We start from the raw sequence: 17,190 nt of genomic DNA, 5'->3' as shown, positions 1-17,190 counted from the left end.
AAATCCTAAACCAAAACATCCACAAATTCCATCCTCACGATCCCATCATCGTCAATCCTCGTCAACGTAACCTCATGCAAAGTGTTCACCAACTCCGGATTCCAAGGCGTTTTCACCTTCACGTAATTCTCCGTAAAACCGTGAATATAACCTTCCTTGTTTTCGGCCTCGAACAAAACCGTGCGCGTCGAGTTCAATTGACTCTCATAAAAAGCACGGCGTTTCTTAACCGACAATCCGCGTAACATCTTAGACCGTTTCGCGCGAACATTGGCCGGAACGACGCCGTCAAACTCGGCAGCTTCCGTATTGTCGCGCTCCGAATATGTAAACACATGCAAATACGAAATATCCAAATCGTTCAAAAAGTGATACGTTTCAAGGAAATGCTCATCGGTTTCACCAGGAAATCCAACGATAACATCAACCCCGACACAAGCGTGCGGCATCACCTCGCGAATCTTAGCGACGCGTTCCGAATACAATTCACGCATATACCTGCGCTTCATCTTCTTCAAAATATCATTGCTTCCCGATTGCAACGGAATGTGGAAGTGAGGCACGAACGTCCGGCTTTTCGACACGAAATCAATCGTCTCGTTCCTCAATAAATTCGGCTCGATCGATGAAATCCGCAAGCGCTCGATTCCTTCGACCTTATCCAAATTCTGCACTAATTCGTAAAAAGTGTGCTCGTGTTTCTTATTTCCGAACTCACCTTTCCCATAATCGCCGATATTCACGCCCGTCAAAACGATCTCGCGAATGTTCTGGGCTGAAATCTCCTTCGCATTGCGCAACACATTTTCCATAGTGTCCGAACGAGAAATCCCACGAGCGAGCGGAATCGTACAATACGTACATTTATAATCGCAACCGTCCTGAACCTTCAAAAACGCCCTGGTCCTATCGCCTATCGAATAACTTCCCACGTAAAAATCAGCTTCGACGATTTCGCACGAATGCACTTCGCCAAAGTCGTTCTTACTCAAATCGTTTATATAATCGGTGATTTTAAACTTTTCGGTCGCACCCAGAACAAGATCGACGCCGTCAACCGATGCCAATTCCTCAGGCTTCAACTGCGCATAGCAACCAACGGCCGCGACGAACGCCTTGTCGTTGAGTTTCATCGCCTTTTTCACGACCTGCTTGAACTGCTTGTCGGCATTTTCAGTAACCGAACACGTGTTGATCACGTAAATATCCGCGACCTCCTCGAAGTCCACGCGATCAAAACCTTCGTCCTGAAAACTGCGCGCGATCGTCGAAGTCTCACTGAAATTGAGCTTGCAGCCAAGTGTGTAAAATGCGACTTTTTTCTTTTCCATTTTGTATTTGGGCGTTGCCTACGGCCGGTCTTCCGCTTTTACCTTTTATCGGCTGGCTATCGCGCCGCTAAAAGGGTAACCGCTCAAGACCTAACGCGGGTTCCCGATAAACTTGAAATTCCGCGTCCCGAAAAGGGTGTGCAAATTTACGCTAAAATTTCAAACGACGCCAACGCAATTCCCAAAAATCAATCGGTTGGGAATCAGTCGAGTTCGCGTCTCAAAACCTTGAAATCGCAAGCACCCAACGAAAGTGAAGCGGAAACATTCGTTTGCTGTTGCGTCATCACATCGAACCATGAATCTTGAGAAGTTGGAGGAAGCGGCAAAGTTCGCGTCGCAATGCTTGGATTTACAACGATTAAAACGCGTTCATCGGCGGCAATTTTTTCGAACGCGATCAGATCCGTCGACGGTATTTCAACCAAATTGTAATTTCGGATGCAATAAGGCGAACCGAACGAATTCTCGATTCCCGTCAGATAAATCGGCATGATTCAAATCATATTTACGTCCAAATTCTTCAGGTAATCCAGACGGCAGTGATGCCGTTCAAATCGTGCGCGGAGCTGAAAGCGTTGATGTGAATTTCGTACATCGATCTTCGAGACGTCGAGCACTTCGAAAGCATCAATTTCGTCGGCCGCATTCCTGTCATCCTCATTGGAACACGCAATCGCCGACGCCAAAAGCAAAAGTGTGAAAAACAACGGTATGAGTCTGGAAAATTTTGTATACATTGAGAAAAAATTCTGCGGTCAAAATACAATTAATCCGGATTTACAAAGTTATTACCTTCTACGAATTCCGTTTCCCGAATATGAGAAAAATATGTTTGCTTTTGTTGCTGTGCGCCTGTTCGCTGCAAGCCCAAAAAAAGAAGATCCAACCGTCGCAACTTCCTGAAAAGGCGCTTACGTTCATAGAGACTAACTTCTCGAGCGTCGCATTGCGCCAATGCATGCAGTTTACTGAGGGCGACAACATCCGGTACAAGGCTGTTCTCGCCGACGACACTGAGATCGACCTCACCGAATCTGGCGACTGGACCGAAATCGACGGAAAAGTACATTCCATCCAACCGACATTTCTCGGACCCGCCGTCATCGACCAAATCAGGAAAGCCCAACCCGGACATCGGTTGTTGAAAGCTACCAAAACCGCTAAGTCTATAGATGTCACGCTCGTAAATGGCGCGAAACTTTCCTTCGACCTGAACGGCAAACTTAAATAGCTTTAGACTTTCGACTTTCGACTTTCGACTTTAGCCAGTCCTTCACAAATAATGAAATAAATCTTCAAAATCCTACAACGTCCCCGTTCCCCCAAACACCTAACTTTGAACTTCGCACGCTGCACTTTGCACTTCCATCCAGCACTTTGCACAAAAAAAAAACGCTATGAAAAACATTATCCTTTTCGCTCTCCTACTTTCAGGCGGCTTCTTCTGTACCGCCCAATCGTCTAAAATTTCAGTGGCCGAATTGCCGCAACCCGCCAAAATTTTCCTTTCCAAACACTATAAAAACCGTCCCGTGGCAAGTTGCCGCAAAAAAGACGCATCGACCGCTCCGTACGAGGTCCGACTCGCTCAGGGAACGGCGATCAAATTTGCTGAAAATGGCGATTGGCGTGAAGTCGATGGAGACGGAGCATCTCTTCCGAAGGCAATGCTTCCGGAAAACGTCGCAGAATACATCCAGGCAAATTTTCCGCGCAAACGTATCACGTCCATAGAAAAAAGCGCGAATAGTATCGAGGTGAACCTCAACGGCGATATCGCGCTCGCATTCGACGCCAAGGGACAATTACTTCAATAAACCTTCTTAACGCAGTATTAAAGGCTTGGGATTTCATTTTTTGCAGTCGTAAATTAGGGTGAACTTTAAAACACACGACCATGAGAACTACGATCCTCAGCCTGATATTTTTGTTGGGCGCGACATTCACACAAGCCCAGGACAGCAAAATGAAAGTCACCGACCTGCCTAAAGAAGCACAAAATTTCCTCGAAAAATACTTTAAGGACGCCAAAGTCGAGAAGGTGAAAAAAGAAAGCCAGATCGGTGAGAAAGGGTACGAGGTCGAACTCGCGAACGGAATCGAGATCGAATTCACGAACTCCGGCCAATGGCGCGAGATAGACGGAAACGACAACGCGATTCCGACGGGTTACATTCTTCCCGCGATCGTCGACTATGTGAAAGCGAAATACCCGCAGCAAAAAATCACGCATATCGACATTGGCCACAAGGACATCGACGTCGACATATCGAACAACACCGACTTGAATTTCACTCAGGACGGGAAGTTCATCAAAGCAAAACAGAAATGACGTAGCCGTTTCTGGGATCTGCAAAAGCATTACGTCCATTAAAAATCACACTCTTAATGAATTTGATGCTTTTTCGATTCGAATTTCAGTTACGATTTATAAGCTAAATTCCTGCAAAATGACTTATTTCTAAGTAGTTAGACGATTTTATTTGGTCATCCGTTATGCGATTTTTACATTTAAAGGACAACAACCTTTAAATATTTCAGCTATGCGGAACTTTACTCTATTCGTTCTCTTGCTGACCTCGACTGCATTTTTTGGCCAGGTCGGTGTAAATACCACAACCCCTAATGCGATGCTCGACGTAAATTCGACGACAAACGGGTTTCTGGTGCCTCGAGTGGCGCTCACGGCAAACAATGTCGAAGCCCCGATCATCAATCCGCAAGGAGGCGCTTTGGCGATTTCTACTTTAGTATACAATACGGCTACCGTCACCGGAACCAATGGTGTTACGCCCGGATATTATTATTGGAGCGGTACGCAGTGGGTAACGTTTGGCGCGCGCAACTGGGATCTTTCAGGAAATTCAGGAATCGCGACGCCGGTCATTCCCGTAACTTACGGAACGACTACGATAGGCGCAGCCGAAAACTTCTTGGGCACGACCGACGCCAACGACCTGGTTTTCGGCACGAACAACATCGAGCGAATGCGAATAAGGCAAACCAATGGTTTCGTCGGAATCGGACGCGCAAATCCCGCGACACGACTCGACATCCTATCGCCCGGCAATACGATCGGCCTGCAAATCCTCAGCGGAACCAATACACAATACACATATTTGACATTGGGTCGCGCAACTGAATACGCCCAAATCGGAGCGGCGACGACCGGAACGTTTTTTACCGACGCGATCGATGGCGATATGGCGGTAAAGAACTTCAATTCGGGAAAATTGCTTTTGGGAGCGAACTTTTTCGGAAACTCGGCGGTCTCAATCGCCAATACCGGAAACGTCGGCGTAAACACATATACGGCCAATTCCAAACTTGATGTCAATGGCGATTTGTCTTTGCGCGAGGGCGCGGCAATCGCTGTAATTTCAGGAGCTAACGCATTGACGCTCACAGGCGAGTTCAGCCATTACCGATTAACGGGTGCCGCCGCTGCATTTTCGATAAATTCGATCGCGAACGGCGACAACGGGCAAATGCTTACGCTTATCAATGCGACCGGACGCTCAATGACGATCATCAATAACAACGTTGCAAATGGGATCCTCACGGGAACGGGTGCAAACCTCGTTTCTACAAGTGTGAACAATTCGTCGGTAAACTTGTTATATAATGCGACACTGGCGCGCTGGGTCGTGACATCGAATTCGGGAATGTTCAGCAGCAACGAATGGCATACGAATGGAAATGCCGCGTTAAACGATCCGGTTGTTCCTGTAACCTACGGAACCTCAACCATCGGAGCCGCTGAAAATTGGGCCGGCACAACCGACGCAAATGATTTTGTAATCGGCACGAACAACATCGAAAGACTCCGGGTAAAACAAACAAACGGATTTACGGGCGTCGGAACCGCATCACCAACAGCCAGATTTCATGCCGCCACGCTCATACCGGGAGGAACAACCATCTACGGAGAAAATACCTTCATCGGTAATGCAGACGGAGTGGGTGTTTTCGGACGCGCCCAAAACAATCCAGGTTACGGTTACGGCGGGTTTCTCCAAGGTAATTACATGAGTCTTTATGCAACTACGAATGCAACGACATACGCTGGAACCGCTTACGGATTATACTGCACGGTCAACGGTTCTGCGGGAGCGCGATATGGCAGCTACCTGGCGGTAACCGGCACGGCAGCACTCAACTACGGCAATGCGAATTTCAGTGTGAACGGCGCAACGAATGTAGGCTCGTTGTCGTCAGCTTACGGTGGAAGCGTGAATGTCGGTGTCCAGGCATTTGCGAATCTGATCCAACCTAACCTCGGTTGGTTTTCGCTGGGAGCGACGGTCGCGACGGTGAATAGCGGAAAAGGTATCGAAGCCGGCGGACAAAACATCGGTATCGAAGCGCGCGCCAATGCTGACAATGCCAATATTTTAGATAAAATGCCCGGTTTGTTTTACGTGTCGAATGGAGGTTTTCCAGCAATCGCCGCAGTCGGCTCGATCATAGACAACGTAACGTATAAAATCTTCGGATTCGGCGTGGTTTCCACGATCGTGCGCGATACGAACGAGAAAGACCGCATCATGGTCGCACCCGAAGCGCCCGAGGCATTGTTTCAGGATTACGGAACGGGAACGTTGGTGAACGGATACGCGAAAATCACGATCGACCCGATATTGGCGAAAAACATACGCGTGGACGAAACACATCCGTTAAAGGTATTCGTACAGCTTGAGGGCGACTGCAAAGGTGTTTACGTGTTCAACAAGACGTCTTCAGGATTTGAGGTAAAAGAACTTCAAAACGGTACATCTTCAGTAGCGTTCACGTATCAGGTCGTAGGAGTTCGCGCCGATGAGGAACGAGGTGGCCACCTGTCGAAATATTCGGAGATGCGTTTCAAACCGATGAACCGAGAGCTCAGGCCGATCGAGCGAGATGAAAAATCAATCAGGGTCGACACCGACGTCAGGAAACCACAGTTGAATTAAAGAAAAAGCCACGCTGATCACGTGGCTTTTTTTTATTCTTTCCTATACTGTTTCGTCTCCTCAAAAATATGTTCGAGGATTTTCGCTTCCTGTTCATCAAATTCGACGTTTCTGCGCGACATCACGATTCTCGCGGTCTCAAAGGCTTTGTTCGTCATATAGGTCGTGAATCCCGACGCGCCGCCCCAGCTGAAACTCGGCACGAAATTACGTGGGAAACCGGCTCCGAAAATATTCGCGCTCACGCCCACGACCGTTCCGGTATTGAACATCGTGTTGATGCCGCATTTGCTGTGGTCGCCCATCATTAAGCCGCAAAACTGCAATCCGGTTTTAGCGAAACCGCCTTTCTCATAACTCCAGAGTTTTACTTCCTCATAATTGTTTTTTAGATTGGAATTGTTCGTGTCGGCGCCCAGATTACACCATTCGCCAAGTACCGAATTTCCCAGGAAACCGTCGTGGCCTTTGTTCGAATATCCGAAAAGCACCGAATTGGAAACTTCGCCCCCGATTCTCGAATGAGGTCCGACAGTCGTCGCTCCATAGACTTTTGTCGCGAGTTTGACCTGTCCGCCTTCGCAAAGCGCAAACGGCCCGCGAATGACTGAGTTTTCCATTATCTCGGAATTCTTGCCGATGTAGATCGGTCCCGACGAAGCGTTCAATGTCACGAATTCAAGCTTCGCTCCTTCCTCGATGAATATATTTTCAGCCGAGATTACATTTACGCTCGACGGAATCGGTTGCGACTTTCGATCTTCAGTCAATAATTCGAAATCCTCGCGCAACGCCGCGTCGTTCTTGGCAAAAATATCCCATGGATTCGCGACTGTCAGGCAATCGCCCGTGAACTCAATGATTTCATATGAATCGAAATCGACTTCTTCCTGCGTATCCTGAGTGTAAAAAGCGATGATCTCGTCATTCTTCGAAATGGCTTGGTTCGGTTCGAGGCTTTTGACCATTTCGGCCAATTCCTCGGTCGGGAGATACGAACTGTAGATCATCACGTTTTCTTCCATTTCGACCATCGGGAATTTCTCCGACAAATATTCCTCGGTGAGCGTCGTCGTCGTATTCCCAAGGTATTTTTCCCATTTCTCGCGAATCGTCAAGATCCCGATCCTGATATCGGCGACAGGACGGGTGAATGTAAACGGGAGAAGCGCGTTTCGGACGGAGCCGTCGAATAAAATATAGTTCATGATAATTAAAGGATTGAAAAATTTAAAGATTTAAAGATTACACGGATCTTCAAACCACGTGCTAATTTAGCATTAAAAATTTAGACGTACGTATAACTCGATTCCTCCTGATTATTTTATAACGTCTACGTCATACCAAAATCTTTAAATCTTTAAATTTTTCAATCTTTAAATAATATTGAAACAAAAAAGCCCCCTGTTTCCAGAGAGCTCTTCGTAATTTGAACACCATTGCGATTACTTGACGTGTTTCGCGTATTTGTTTTTGAACTTGTCGATACGACCTGCCGTGTCGATAAGTTTCGATTTACCAGTGTAAAAAGGGTGAGATGTTCTAGAGATCTCCATTTTCACTACAGGATATTCAACACCTTCGTGAGTAATGGTTTCTTTCGTATCTGCAGTTGACTTGGTCAAGAAAACCTCGTCGTTAGACATGTCCTTGAAAGCGACTAGTCTGTAATTCTCTGGGTGAACTCCTTTTTTCATGGTGTATCTTTTTTATTGAGCCGCTGTTCCTTCTGAAGCTTTCCCTCCGGAAAGGTATGAACTCGCAACAGCTTTTGATTTTTACTGTTTTTATTTGAGTGCGCAAATGTAAGTCTTTTTTTAAGATTACAAAACGGTTTCAGTATTTTTTTGCTCCGACGCCTGCCAGTCGTATTTCCTAATGTATTTCTTGATTGTCCGAGCACTGAGTCCGTGGACGATCACGCTTAGTAAAATCGTGGCAGTCGTAACCGAAATCAACTTCGTCCGATCAGCAAACGCCGCCGCGCCCAAAGCGAACGCAAGATAATAAATGGATCCGATGCCGCGCAACCCGTAAAACGACAACACGAACCGTTGGAACGGATTTATTTTTCGGCCGAGCAAACCGATGTAACCCGCAATCGGACGCACGACCAAAACCATGGCGAGCGCCGTGAGCAACACGTGAAAATCCAAAATATTCTCATAATTGATCGCGATGAAAAATCCCGAAACGATGAAAATCAGCGCGACCACGAAACTCTCCAACTCTTCATTGAAGTCGTGCAAACTCGAAGCGTGCTCCAAATTCCGCTTCGAATTGCTGAAGATGCAAGCCGAGAAAAACACCGCCAAAAATCCGTACCCTGAAACCATCTCGGCGAGCGCATACGGCAACAAAAGCAACGCCAGCGACAAAATCCCACGGCTGATCGCACCGACGGTTTCGACGTTTCTACTCACTAAAAAAATCGCGCGATACAACAAATAACCCGTTATCAAACCTACGATCACGCCGGCCGCGATCTTGTACACGAACTCGAACAAGAACCAAGGCACGAGCCAATCGCCGTAATTTTCGCCTTTTGTCGCAATGTAGATGCCGAGCCAGATGAACGGGAACGCGATGCCGTCGTTGATGCCGGCTTCAGCGGTAAGGCCGAGTTTTATTTGCGATTTGTCGGGCGCTCCGGGTTCGGATGTTTGAAGTTCCGACGCGAGAACGGGATCGGTCGGTGCAATCAAACCTCCGAACAACACCGCAGTCGCAGGACCGAATCCCAAGAACCAATGCCCTATGAATGCGGCCCCGATTATCGTGATCGGCATCGTAACGGCCAAAAGCCAAAACGCGTTTTTCCAGGTTCTCCACTTAAACGGTTCCGTGATGCGGATTCCGGCGTTCGCGAGCGCTACGAAAATCACGAATTCGGTGATGTGTTCGACGGTTTTCAAATGATCGTCGAGGTCGATTTCCAAATCCGAGAAGAAAAAGAAAACCACAAAACCAACAAGCAGATAAACGACCGGCGCCGAAATGTGTTTCCGCCTGCAAATCACGGGAACGACCGCCGCAAGCAGCGCGATGCAGCCCGTGAAAAACAAAAGCGACGTGTATTCTTCAACCTTAAATAAATTATCGAACATAAGCGGATTTTTCTAAAGATAACCCACAGCGCGCGAAATGCCAATTTGAAAGCGGCTTTTTACCTAATTTTTAGCAGATGTTCCAAAACCACTACTATTAAAATCTACCAATTATCATTAAAGTGGAATTGCTATATTTGTTAACCAAAATAAACAACTACAAAACATGGAATCAGCAATCAAGAAAAACGGAACGACTTACGGAATCATCATCGGTGTAGTCGGCATCCTGAGCGCGACGATCGTCTACGCACTACAACTTTACACAGCTTGGTGGCTCAGCGTTTTAGGTCTGGTCATCTCAATCGCGCTGTACTGCGTGATGCTCTCAAAAACAAAAAAAGAAATGGGTGGCGTGTTCTCGTTCAAACAAGCTTTCACTACTTTTTTCATCGCTGCGGTTTTGGCGATCCTTATCGGAACATTATATAATGTAGTATTGTATAATTTTGTGGATCCCGGAGCGAAAGAAATTGTCAAGGAACAATCAATCAAGGCGACCGTGAGCATCATGGAAGGTTTCGACGCCCCGGCGGCATCGATAAACGAAGCGGTCGAAAAATTGCAAAAAGAGGACCAGTTCTCGATCGGAACGCTTTTCACGAATGCCGTCGTCGCGATCGCCATCAGCTGCGTGCTGGGACTTATCTTGGCCCTGATCTTCAAAAGCCGCCCTACCTATAAAGAATAAATGAATTTATCCATAGTTATCCCGCTGCTTAACGAGGAAGAATCGTTGCACGAACTCCACAACTGGATCGTTTCGGTCATGGAAAAAAACGCATATACGTATGAGGTTCTTTTCATAGACGACGGCAGCACCGACAATTCGTGGCAGATCATCGACACGCTTTCACACGAGAACCCGAATGTAAAAGGCATCCGATTCATGAAGAATTTCGGGAAGTCGCAAGCGTTGCACGCCGGATTCGCCGCGGCCAAAGGCGACGTCGTGATTACGATGGATGCCGACCTTCAGGACAATCCCGACGAAATCCCTGAACTTTTTCACATGATCACCAACGATCATTTCGATCTCGTCTCAGGCTGGAAAAAGAAGCGGTACGACAACGTAGTGATGAAGAATTTGCCGTCGAAATTGTTCAACTGGGCGGCCCGAATGACAAGCGGCGTCCATTTGCACGATTTCAACTGCGGACTGAAAGCCTACCAAAACAAGGTCGTGAAAAACGTCGAAGTCTCGGGCGAAATGCACCGATATATTCCCGTTTTGGCGAAGAACGCCGGCTTCAAGAAAATCGGTGAAAAAGTCGTGAAACATCAGGCGCGAAAATACGGAGAAACCAAATTCGGGATGAACCGATTCATTAATGGATTTCTCGACTTGATCACGATCTGGTTCCTTTCGAGGTTCGGGAAACAGCCGATGCACTTGTTCGGGGCGCTCGGTTCGATCATGTTCGTGATCGGATTCTTGGCCGCGGGCTACATCGGAATCGCAAAGCTCGTGCGTTTGTACGACGGACAGCCTACGATTCTTGTGACCCAAAACCCGTGGTTTTATATTTCACTCGCCACGATGGTGATCGGGACCCAATTGTTCCTCGCGGGATTTTTGGGCGAAATCATTTTGCGCGCGCGAAACAACAACGACCGATATAAAGTCTCGGATCGCGTTAATCTGTAGTTCGAACCTGCCGTATTGCCATAGAATTCAGATTCGTGCATTCGTGGCCGAATATTGATTTTTTAGCCATGAATGCACGATGTTTGTGTTGAACTGTAATAGGTTCGAGTTTGAAAATAATTTGGTCTGACCCTTGAATTTATAAGTGAATTAACAGACCGAGACGCAATTTTTAAAGATATTTATTCTTTGAAATCTACAGCCTAGCCCCGATGCAAGGGAAAAGCTTTTCGATGTAAAAATGCGATTTTGCCGAAGTGCGCGGGCGACCAAAGGAAGCCACGCGCACGAAATGCAAAAACCATTTTTACGGCGGAAACTTTGGAATAGCAGCGGGAATAAGCTCCTAAAAAACAACAACAATGCAAATTGAACAACCGATACTCGACCGCGTAAACGAATGGTTAACGCCCGATTTTGACCGCGAAACCCGCGAAAAAATCGAAGAAATGATGACGTCGAACCCTAAAGAACTCGAGGAAAGTTTCTACAAGAACCTCGAATTCGGAACGGGCGGAATGCGCGGCGTCATGGGTGTCGGAACCAATCGCATCAACCAATATACGCTCGGGAAAAACACCCAGGGTTTGAGCGATTACCTGCACAAATCGTTCCCCAACAAAGACATAAAAGTCGTGATAGCCTATGATTGCCGACACAATTCGAACACGCTTGCGAAAGTCGTGGCCGACGTGTTCTCGGCGAATGGCATCCAGGTTTATTTATTTTCAGATCTGCGCCCGACGCCCGAATTGTCGTTCGCATTGAAATACCTGAAATGCCAATGCGGAATCGTGCTCACGGCATCACACAACCCGCCCGAATACAACGGTTACAAAGTATATTGGGAAGACGGCGGACAGCTCGTTCCGCCCCAGGACAAGGAAATCGTCGAATTGATCGAAAGCCTTTCGTACGACAAGATAAAATTCACGGCGAACGACAAACTCATCACGTATATCGACAAGGAAGTCGACGACGCGTTCGTGAAATCGACGGTCGAGAACGCGAGTTTCGACACGCCACAATCGGCGAAAGACGGTTTGAGCATCGTGTATACGTCGTTGCACGGCACATCGATAAAATCGATTCCTGCGACGTTGGAAAAAGCGGGTTACAAAAACGTGCACATCGTTCCCGAACAGGCCGAACCGAACGGGGATTTCCCGACCGTAAAATCGCCGAATCCCGAGGAACCCGAAGCGCTGTCCATGGCGGTTTCATTGGCCGAAAAACTTGGAGCCGATATCGTAATCGGGACCGATCCCGACGCCGATCGTTTGGGCGTTGCGGTGCGCGACAACAACAACAAACTCGTATTGCTCAACGGAAACCAGACAATGGTTTTGATGACGCATTTCCTTTTGGAACAATGGCGCAAAGCCGGAAAACTCAACGGAAAACAATTCGTGGGTTCGACGATCGTTTCCACGCCGATGATAATGGAATTGGCGTCGGCTTACGGCGTCGAATGTAAAGTCGGTTTGACGGGATTCAAATGGATCGCGAAGTTCATCAAGGATTTCCCGAACCAGGAATTCATTGGCGGAGGCGAGGAAAGTTTCGGATTCATGGTAGGCGACAAAGTGCGCGACAAGGATGCGGTAGGTGCGACGTTATTGATTTGCGAAGTCGCGGCCCAGGCCAAAGCAAAAGGAAGTTCGGTTTATAAAGAACTTCAGCAATTGTATGTCGACTACGGATTTTATAAAGAATATCTCGTCTCGCTGACCAAAAAAGGAATCGAAGGCGCGCACGAGATCAAACAGATGATGATCGACCAGCGCGAAAATCCAATTAAGGAAATCGCGGGAGAACGCGTTGTCTTGGTCGAGGATTACCAATCGTCGGTGGCGAAAAATCTCGTTACGGGTGAAGAAGATGCGATCTCTATCCCAAAATCGGACGTATTGATCTATTATACCGAAGACGGCGCCAAAATCGCCGCACGACCAAGCGGAACCGAACCTAAAATCAAATTTTACGTAAGCGTGAACGCTGCGATCGATTCAGTCGAGGATATTCCCGAAGCCGAGAAACAACTCGACGCTAAAATCAAGGACATCGTCCGCGACCTTAAAATCAATTAATGAGCAGTTTAAAAAAGATTATTCCTTTTGCGAAGCCGTACAAAAAATACGCGTTTCTGAATATATTTTTCAACATTTTGTACGCGTTGTTCAGCACGCTGTCTTTCGTGGCGCTTATGCCGATGCTCGACGTGCTTTTCAAACAGGAAAACAAAGTGTTCGTCAAACCCGTTTTCACAGGTTTGGGCGATATCAAGAAATACAGTTCGGATTTACTTAGCTATTATCTCACCGATTTCAGCCAAACCCATGGCCAGGGCGACACTCTCGCCATTTTGGTTGCGGGAATAATCTCGATTTTCCTATTGAAAAACTTGTGCGATTACCTCGCCATGTTCTTCATCACGTACTTAAAAAACGGCGTATTGCGCGATTTGCGCACGTCGATGTACGACAAAATTTTGCGTCTCCCGATTGCATTCTTTTCAGAAAAACGCAAAGGCGACACGATTGCAAGAATCTCGAACGACGTGAACGAGGTACAGAATTCCATGCTTGCCATTTTGGAACTCATCGTAAAAGAACCGTTGACAATTGTCTTTACGATTATCATGATGTTTTTGATAAGTTGGGAACTGACGCTTTTCGTATTCGTTTTCATTCCGATTTCAGGGTACGCGATTTCACTTCTCGGGAAACAACTCAAGAAAAAATCAACGGCGGCCCAGCAGGAACAAGGCACATTTTTATCGACGCTCGAAGAAACGTTGGGCGGACTTAAAGTAGTAAAATCCTATAACGCCGAAAATCATTTTGGCGATGCGTTCAAGAAATCCACGAATCGGTTTTTCCGATTGTCGAACAGTATCACAAACCGACAAAACCTAGCTTCACCGATGAGCGAATTCCTCGGGATTGCCGTCATCGCGTTCCTGCTTTGGTACGGCGGACAAATGGTCTTGGTCGAGGGAACGCTCAAAGCCGGATCGTTCATCGCCTACATGGGATTGGCATACAATATCCTAACACCTGCAAAAGCGATCTCGAAAGCATCTTATGGCGTGAAACGCGGAGCCGCGGCAGCCGATCGTGTACTCGAAATCCTTCATGAACACAACCCGATCACAAGCAAACCGAACGCGATCCACAAGGAAACGCTCGAATCGGGAATCGCGATAAACAATATCGACTTCGCATATAACGACGAAAATGTGTTGACCGGTTTTTCGCTCAATATCAAAAAAGGCGAAACCGTCGCGCTCGTCGGCCAATCGGGCAGCGGGAAAAGTACGATCGCGAATCTGCTCACGCGTTTCTATGATGTGAACAAAGGAGCGATTCTCGTCGATGGAATCGATATCCGGGACATGGATCTGCAATCGTTGCGCGGTCTCATGGGATTGGTGACTCAGGACAGCATCTTGTTCAACGACACGATCAAAGGAAACGTGTCACTCGGAAAACCGAATGCGACCGACGACGAAGTGATCGAAGCCCTGAAAGTCGCGAACGCTTATGAGTTCGTGAAAGATTTGCCTGACACGATCTACACGAATATCGGCGACAGCGGAAACAAACTTTCGGGCGGACAAAAGCAACGTCTCAGCATCGCGCGCGCCGTGCTCAAGAATCCACCGATCATGATTTTGGACGAAGCTACGTCGGCACTCGACACCGAAAGCGAACGTTTGGTGCAACAAGCGTTGGAAAACATGATGCAGAACCGGACGTCGGTGGTTATCGCGCACAGACTTTCGACGATCCAGAAAGCCGACCGTATCGTCGTCATGCAAAAAGGCAAGATCGTCGAGCAGGGAACGCACGATGAATTGATCGCGCACGATGGAACGTACCGGAAATTGGTGAATATGCAGTCGTTTGAGTAACGGCACGTTTTCGCGACTCGCTACTTCGATGTTCGAAATTCGGTTTAATCGTTGAATTGTTTATTTGAATTAGTCTCGGTGTTTGACGTTAGCGTTAGGTTGTTCGTCTTAAATTCCGCCTTTCACTAGGCATACTCCAAAAACCTCCAACTTCTTGACGAACGCTTAATGTCCTTAACTATCTTAATGGTTTAAAAAACGCTAACTTTAATGTTTAACCGCGTTTGTTTCGCCAGTTCGCTTCACTCGTATGGGATGAAGCTTTGTTTGAAATCACGGCTTTGCGATCAGCGAAAGATGTAGCGAGTGGCCGCGGCAATGCAACTCTTTAAATCCTTCAATCTTTAAATTTTTCAATCAAAAAAATGTACATCCACGATTCCCAAATTAAGCTTCCCTCCGACCCGGATACCATCGTCTGGAAATACATGGATTTGTCGAAACTCATCGATGTGCTGTTGTCGGGCAAAATGTTCATGTCGCGGTCCGACAAGTTCGAAGATCAATACGAAGGCACATTTTCAGAACCGACATACGAGGAAATCAAGAAGCTCTCGGCCGATAATCCCGAGTTCCTGCAATATTACAAACAACATCGCGAGCAGGTCGTGATTTCATCGTGGCATCTCAACGAATACGAATCGTTCGCGATGTGGCAGATCTTCACGCAAAAACAGGAAGGTCTGGCGATCCAATCCACGATCGGGCGTTTGCAGAAAGCCCTTTCTCCTGAAAACCAATTCTCGCAATACATCGGTGAAGTAAATTACATCGACTACAAGAAAGAGCATATCCCGTTCGACAATGCGTTTTTCCCGTTCCTGTTCAAACGAAAAAGTTTCCAATACGAACGCGAAGTGCGCATCATCACCGACGTTTCGGAGTTCGACATGAAGATCGACAACGGACTGAAGATCGACGTCGACATCAACACCATGATCGAAAAAATCTACATTCACCCGAAATCCGAAAACTGGTATAAAAATCTGGTGATCGAATTGGTGAAGCGTTTGGGATTTGACTTTGGGATTGAGAAAAGTGATTTGGAGAGTGAGATTTTGATTTAGCTTGGTGAAGTGCTGTAGTGCTAAAGTGCTGAAGTGCTAAGCTAGTCAGCCTGAACGTTCTCGTACAAATGAAAGAGCGAAATTTGGGATATTATTCATCGAAGAAAGATCGTTGACTTATCCGAAAACAACTCTATCACTTCTGCACTTCTGCACTTCTGCACTACAGCACTACAGCACTTCCCTACCTCACCACTTTTCCCTATACTTGCAAAACCAACCAGACCACCATGACCTGCAAAAACTGCAACTCCAACTTCGAAGGTAATTTCTGCAACAACTGCGGTCAAAAAGCCAAGACCGAACGTTTGAACTGGCGTTATATTTCAGATGAAGCGAAATATGTATTCCTGCATTTCAACGGCGGCTTGATGTATTCGGTCAAAGCGCTTTTCACGCGTCCGGGCGATTCGATTAGGGAATTCATTGAAGGAAAACGCGTACACCATTACAAACCGATTTTGTTGCTGTTCGTGCTCGCGGGTATTTATGGAGTATTGGTGCACTACGTTGACTTTGAAGCCTATGTAACAACCGTTCCACGTTCCGAGGAAGAAAAACTGGCGATGGAAATCCAACGGAAAGTAATCACATGGTTCGTTGACCATTATTCACTCGTAGAGATCCTTCAATTGCCGCTCTATTCCATATGCTCGTACTTGGCTTTCAGGAAATGGGGCTACAATTTTATCGAACACGTGATTTTAAATACATTCGCCTCGGCACAACGTCTGGTGATCAATATAGTGCTCGTTCCTTTTTTGATCTTGATGTCGCACATTTCAAAAGAGTTTTTTTGGGCAATTTCGTTCGTCAGTTTCGGCTCTTTCATCTTCACGGTCTGGACGTTGATCACATTTTTTAGAGGTCGTGACCTTGGAGCGATCATCTTACGGATGTTGCTGTTTTGCGTACTGATGAGCATTGTCATGTTTATCTTGATCGTTATCGGCAGTATCTCAATTGTTGTACTCAGGCCCGACCTTATTGGGAAATAACATTTACGGCAATCCTACATTCGCTCATGTTTGATGATGTCTGAGTGCGATCGTCCAGATTCACTCTTATATCATTTTCCTTTTAATTACAAAGAGCATTCATATACGATCACATCCGATTTATAAGGTGCAATCCTATATACTAAACTTGACGTCAACGGTTTT

General features: G+C 46.8%; 15 protein-coding genes. 10 read left to right on the top strand and 5 right to left on the bottom strand.

The window, feature by feature from the left end; translation table 11 throughout:
- Positions 1 to 5: 5 nt before the first annotated feature.
- Together mtaB and EOO50_RS04185 are read right to left on the bottom strand one after the other, a co-directional pair.
- Positions 6 to 1,331, bottom strand: coding sequence for a tRNA (N(6)-L-threonylcarbamoyladenosine(37)-C(2))-methylthiotransferase MtaB (gene mtaB / locus EOO50_RS04190; RefSeq protein WP_290838190.1), 1,326 nt, complete (start codon positions 1,329 to 1,331; stop codon positions 6 to 8).
- 203 nt (positions 1,332 to 1,534) lie between these two features.
- A complete protein-coding gene (locus tag EOO50_RS04185) occupies positions 1,535 to 1,825 on the bottom strand; it encodes an alpha-glucosidase C-terminal domain-containing protein (RefSeq protein ID WP_290838188.1) in 291 nt (96 codons plus the stop codon).
- A gap of 326 nt (positions 1,826 to 2,151) precedes the next feature.
- On the opposite strand from EOO50_RS04185, the gene EOO50_RS04180 reads away from it, so the two are divergent.
- From EOO50_RS04180 to EOO50_RS04165, 4 genes are all read left to right on the top strand, one after another.
- Positions 2,152 to 2,565, top strand: coding sequence for a PepSY-like domain-containing protein (locus tag EOO50_RS04180; protein WP_290838187.1), 414 nt, complete (start codon positions 2,152 to 2,154; stop codon positions 2,563 to 2,565).
- A gap of 166 nt (positions 2,566 to 2,731) precedes the next feature.
- Complete coding sequence (locus tag EOO50_RS04175; RefSeq protein WP_290838185.1) at positions 2,732 to 3,151, top strand: PepSY-like domain-containing protein; 420 nt, start codon at positions 2,732 to 2,734, stop codon at positions 3,149 to 3,151.
- Positions 3,152 to 3,231: 80 nt separating this feature from the next.
- The gene (locus EOO50_RS04170) at positions 3,232 to 3,666 is read left to right on the top strand and encodes a PepSY-like domain-containing protein (protein ID WP_290838184.1); all 435 of its coding nucleotides are present in this window, start codon (positions 3,232 to 3,234) and stop codon (positions 3,664 to 3,666) included.
- Positions 3,667 to 3,877: 211 nt separating this feature from the next.
- The gene (locus EOO50_RS04165; RefSeq protein WP_290838182.1) at positions 3,878 to 6,289 is read left to right on the top strand and encodes a hypothetical protein; all 2,412 of its coding nucleotides are present in this window, start codon (positions 3,878 to 3,880) and stop codon (positions 6,287 to 6,289) included.
- Between the two features lie 32 nt (positions 6,290 to 6,321).
- On the opposite strand, the gene EOO50_RS04160 is transcribed toward EOO50_RS04165, so the two are convergent.
- From EOO50_RS04160 to EOO50_RS04150, 3 genes are all read right to left on the bottom strand, one after another.
- A complete protein-coding gene (locus EOO50_RS04160; RefSeq protein WP_290838181.1) occupies positions 6,322 to 7,497 on the bottom strand; it encodes a GlmU family protein in 1,176 nt (391 codons plus the stop codon).
- Between the two features lie 237 nt (positions 7,498 to 7,734).
- Positions 7,735 to 7,986 (bottom strand): type B 50S ribosomal protein L31, encoded by a 252-nt coding sequence (locus EOO50_RS04155; RefSeq protein WP_290838179.1) that lies wholly within the window; start codon positions 7,984 to 7,986, stop codon positions 7,735 to 7,737.
- 126 nt (positions 7,987 to 8,112) lie between these two features.
- Positions 8,113 to 9,396, bottom strand: coding sequence for a cation:proton antiporter (locus tag EOO50_RS04150; protein WP_290838178.1), 1,284 nt, complete (start codon positions 9,394 to 9,396; stop codon positions 8,113 to 8,115).
- A gap of 166 nt (positions 9,397 to 9,562) precedes the next feature.
- On the opposite strand from EOO50_RS04150, the gene EOO50_RS04145 reads away from it, so the two are divergent.
- The 6 genes from EOO50_RS04145 to EOO50_RS04120 all read left to right on the top strand — a co-directional run bounded on the left by EOO50_RS04145 (position 9,563) and on the right by EOO50_RS04120 (position 17,025).
- On the top strand, positions 9,563 to 10,087 hold the full coding sequence (locus EOO50_RS04145) for a DUF4199 domain-containing protein (protein ID WP_290838176.1): 525 nt from the start codon (positions 9,563 to 9,565) through the stop codon (positions 10,085 to 10,087).
- Complete coding sequence (locus EOO50_RS04140) at positions 10,088 to 11,044, top strand: glycosyltransferase family 2 protein (RefSeq protein ID WP_290838174.1); 957 nt, start codon at positions 10,088 to 10,090, stop codon at positions 11,042 to 11,044. It begins immediately after the preceding gene.
- A gap of 362 nt (positions 11,045 to 11,406) precedes the next feature.
- Positions 11,407 to 13,134, top strand: a complete 1,728-nt coding sequence (locus EOO50_RS04135; protein WP_290838173.1) for a phospho-sugar mutase — start codon at positions 11,407 to 11,409, stop codon at positions 13,132 to 13,134.
- Positions 13,134 to 14,960, top strand: coding sequence for an ABC transporter ATP-binding protein (locus tag EOO50_RS04130; protein ID WP_290838172.1), 1,827 nt, complete (start codon positions 13,134 to 13,136; stop codon positions 14,958 to 14,960). Before EOO50_RS04135 ends, EOO50_RS04130 begins: the two co-directional genes overlap by 1 nt.
- 365 nt (positions 14,961 to 15,325) lie before the next feature.
- Positions 15,326 to 16,027: a hypothetical protein gene (locus EOO50_RS04125; RefSeq protein WP_290838170.1), complete on the top strand. Its 702-nt coding sequence runs from the start codon at positions 15,326 to 15,328 to the stop codon at positions 16,025 to 16,027.
- 230 nt (positions 16,028 to 16,257) lie between these two features.
- A complete protein-coding gene (locus EOO50_RS04120) occupies positions 16,258 to 17,025 on the top strand; it encodes a DUF3667 domain-containing protein (protein WP_290838169.1) in 768 nt (255 codons plus the stop codon).
- Positions 17,026 to 17,190 lie beyond the last annotated feature (165 nt).

It is taken from the genome of Flavobacterium sp., from assembly GCF_004211145.1.
Taxonomy (GTDB): domain Bacteria; phylum Bacteroidota; class Bacteroidia; order Flavobacteriales; family Flavobacteriaceae; genus Flavobacterium.
Note: the sequence above shows the minus strand (reverse complement) of the source record. Positions and strands in the feature narration are given on the sequence as shown.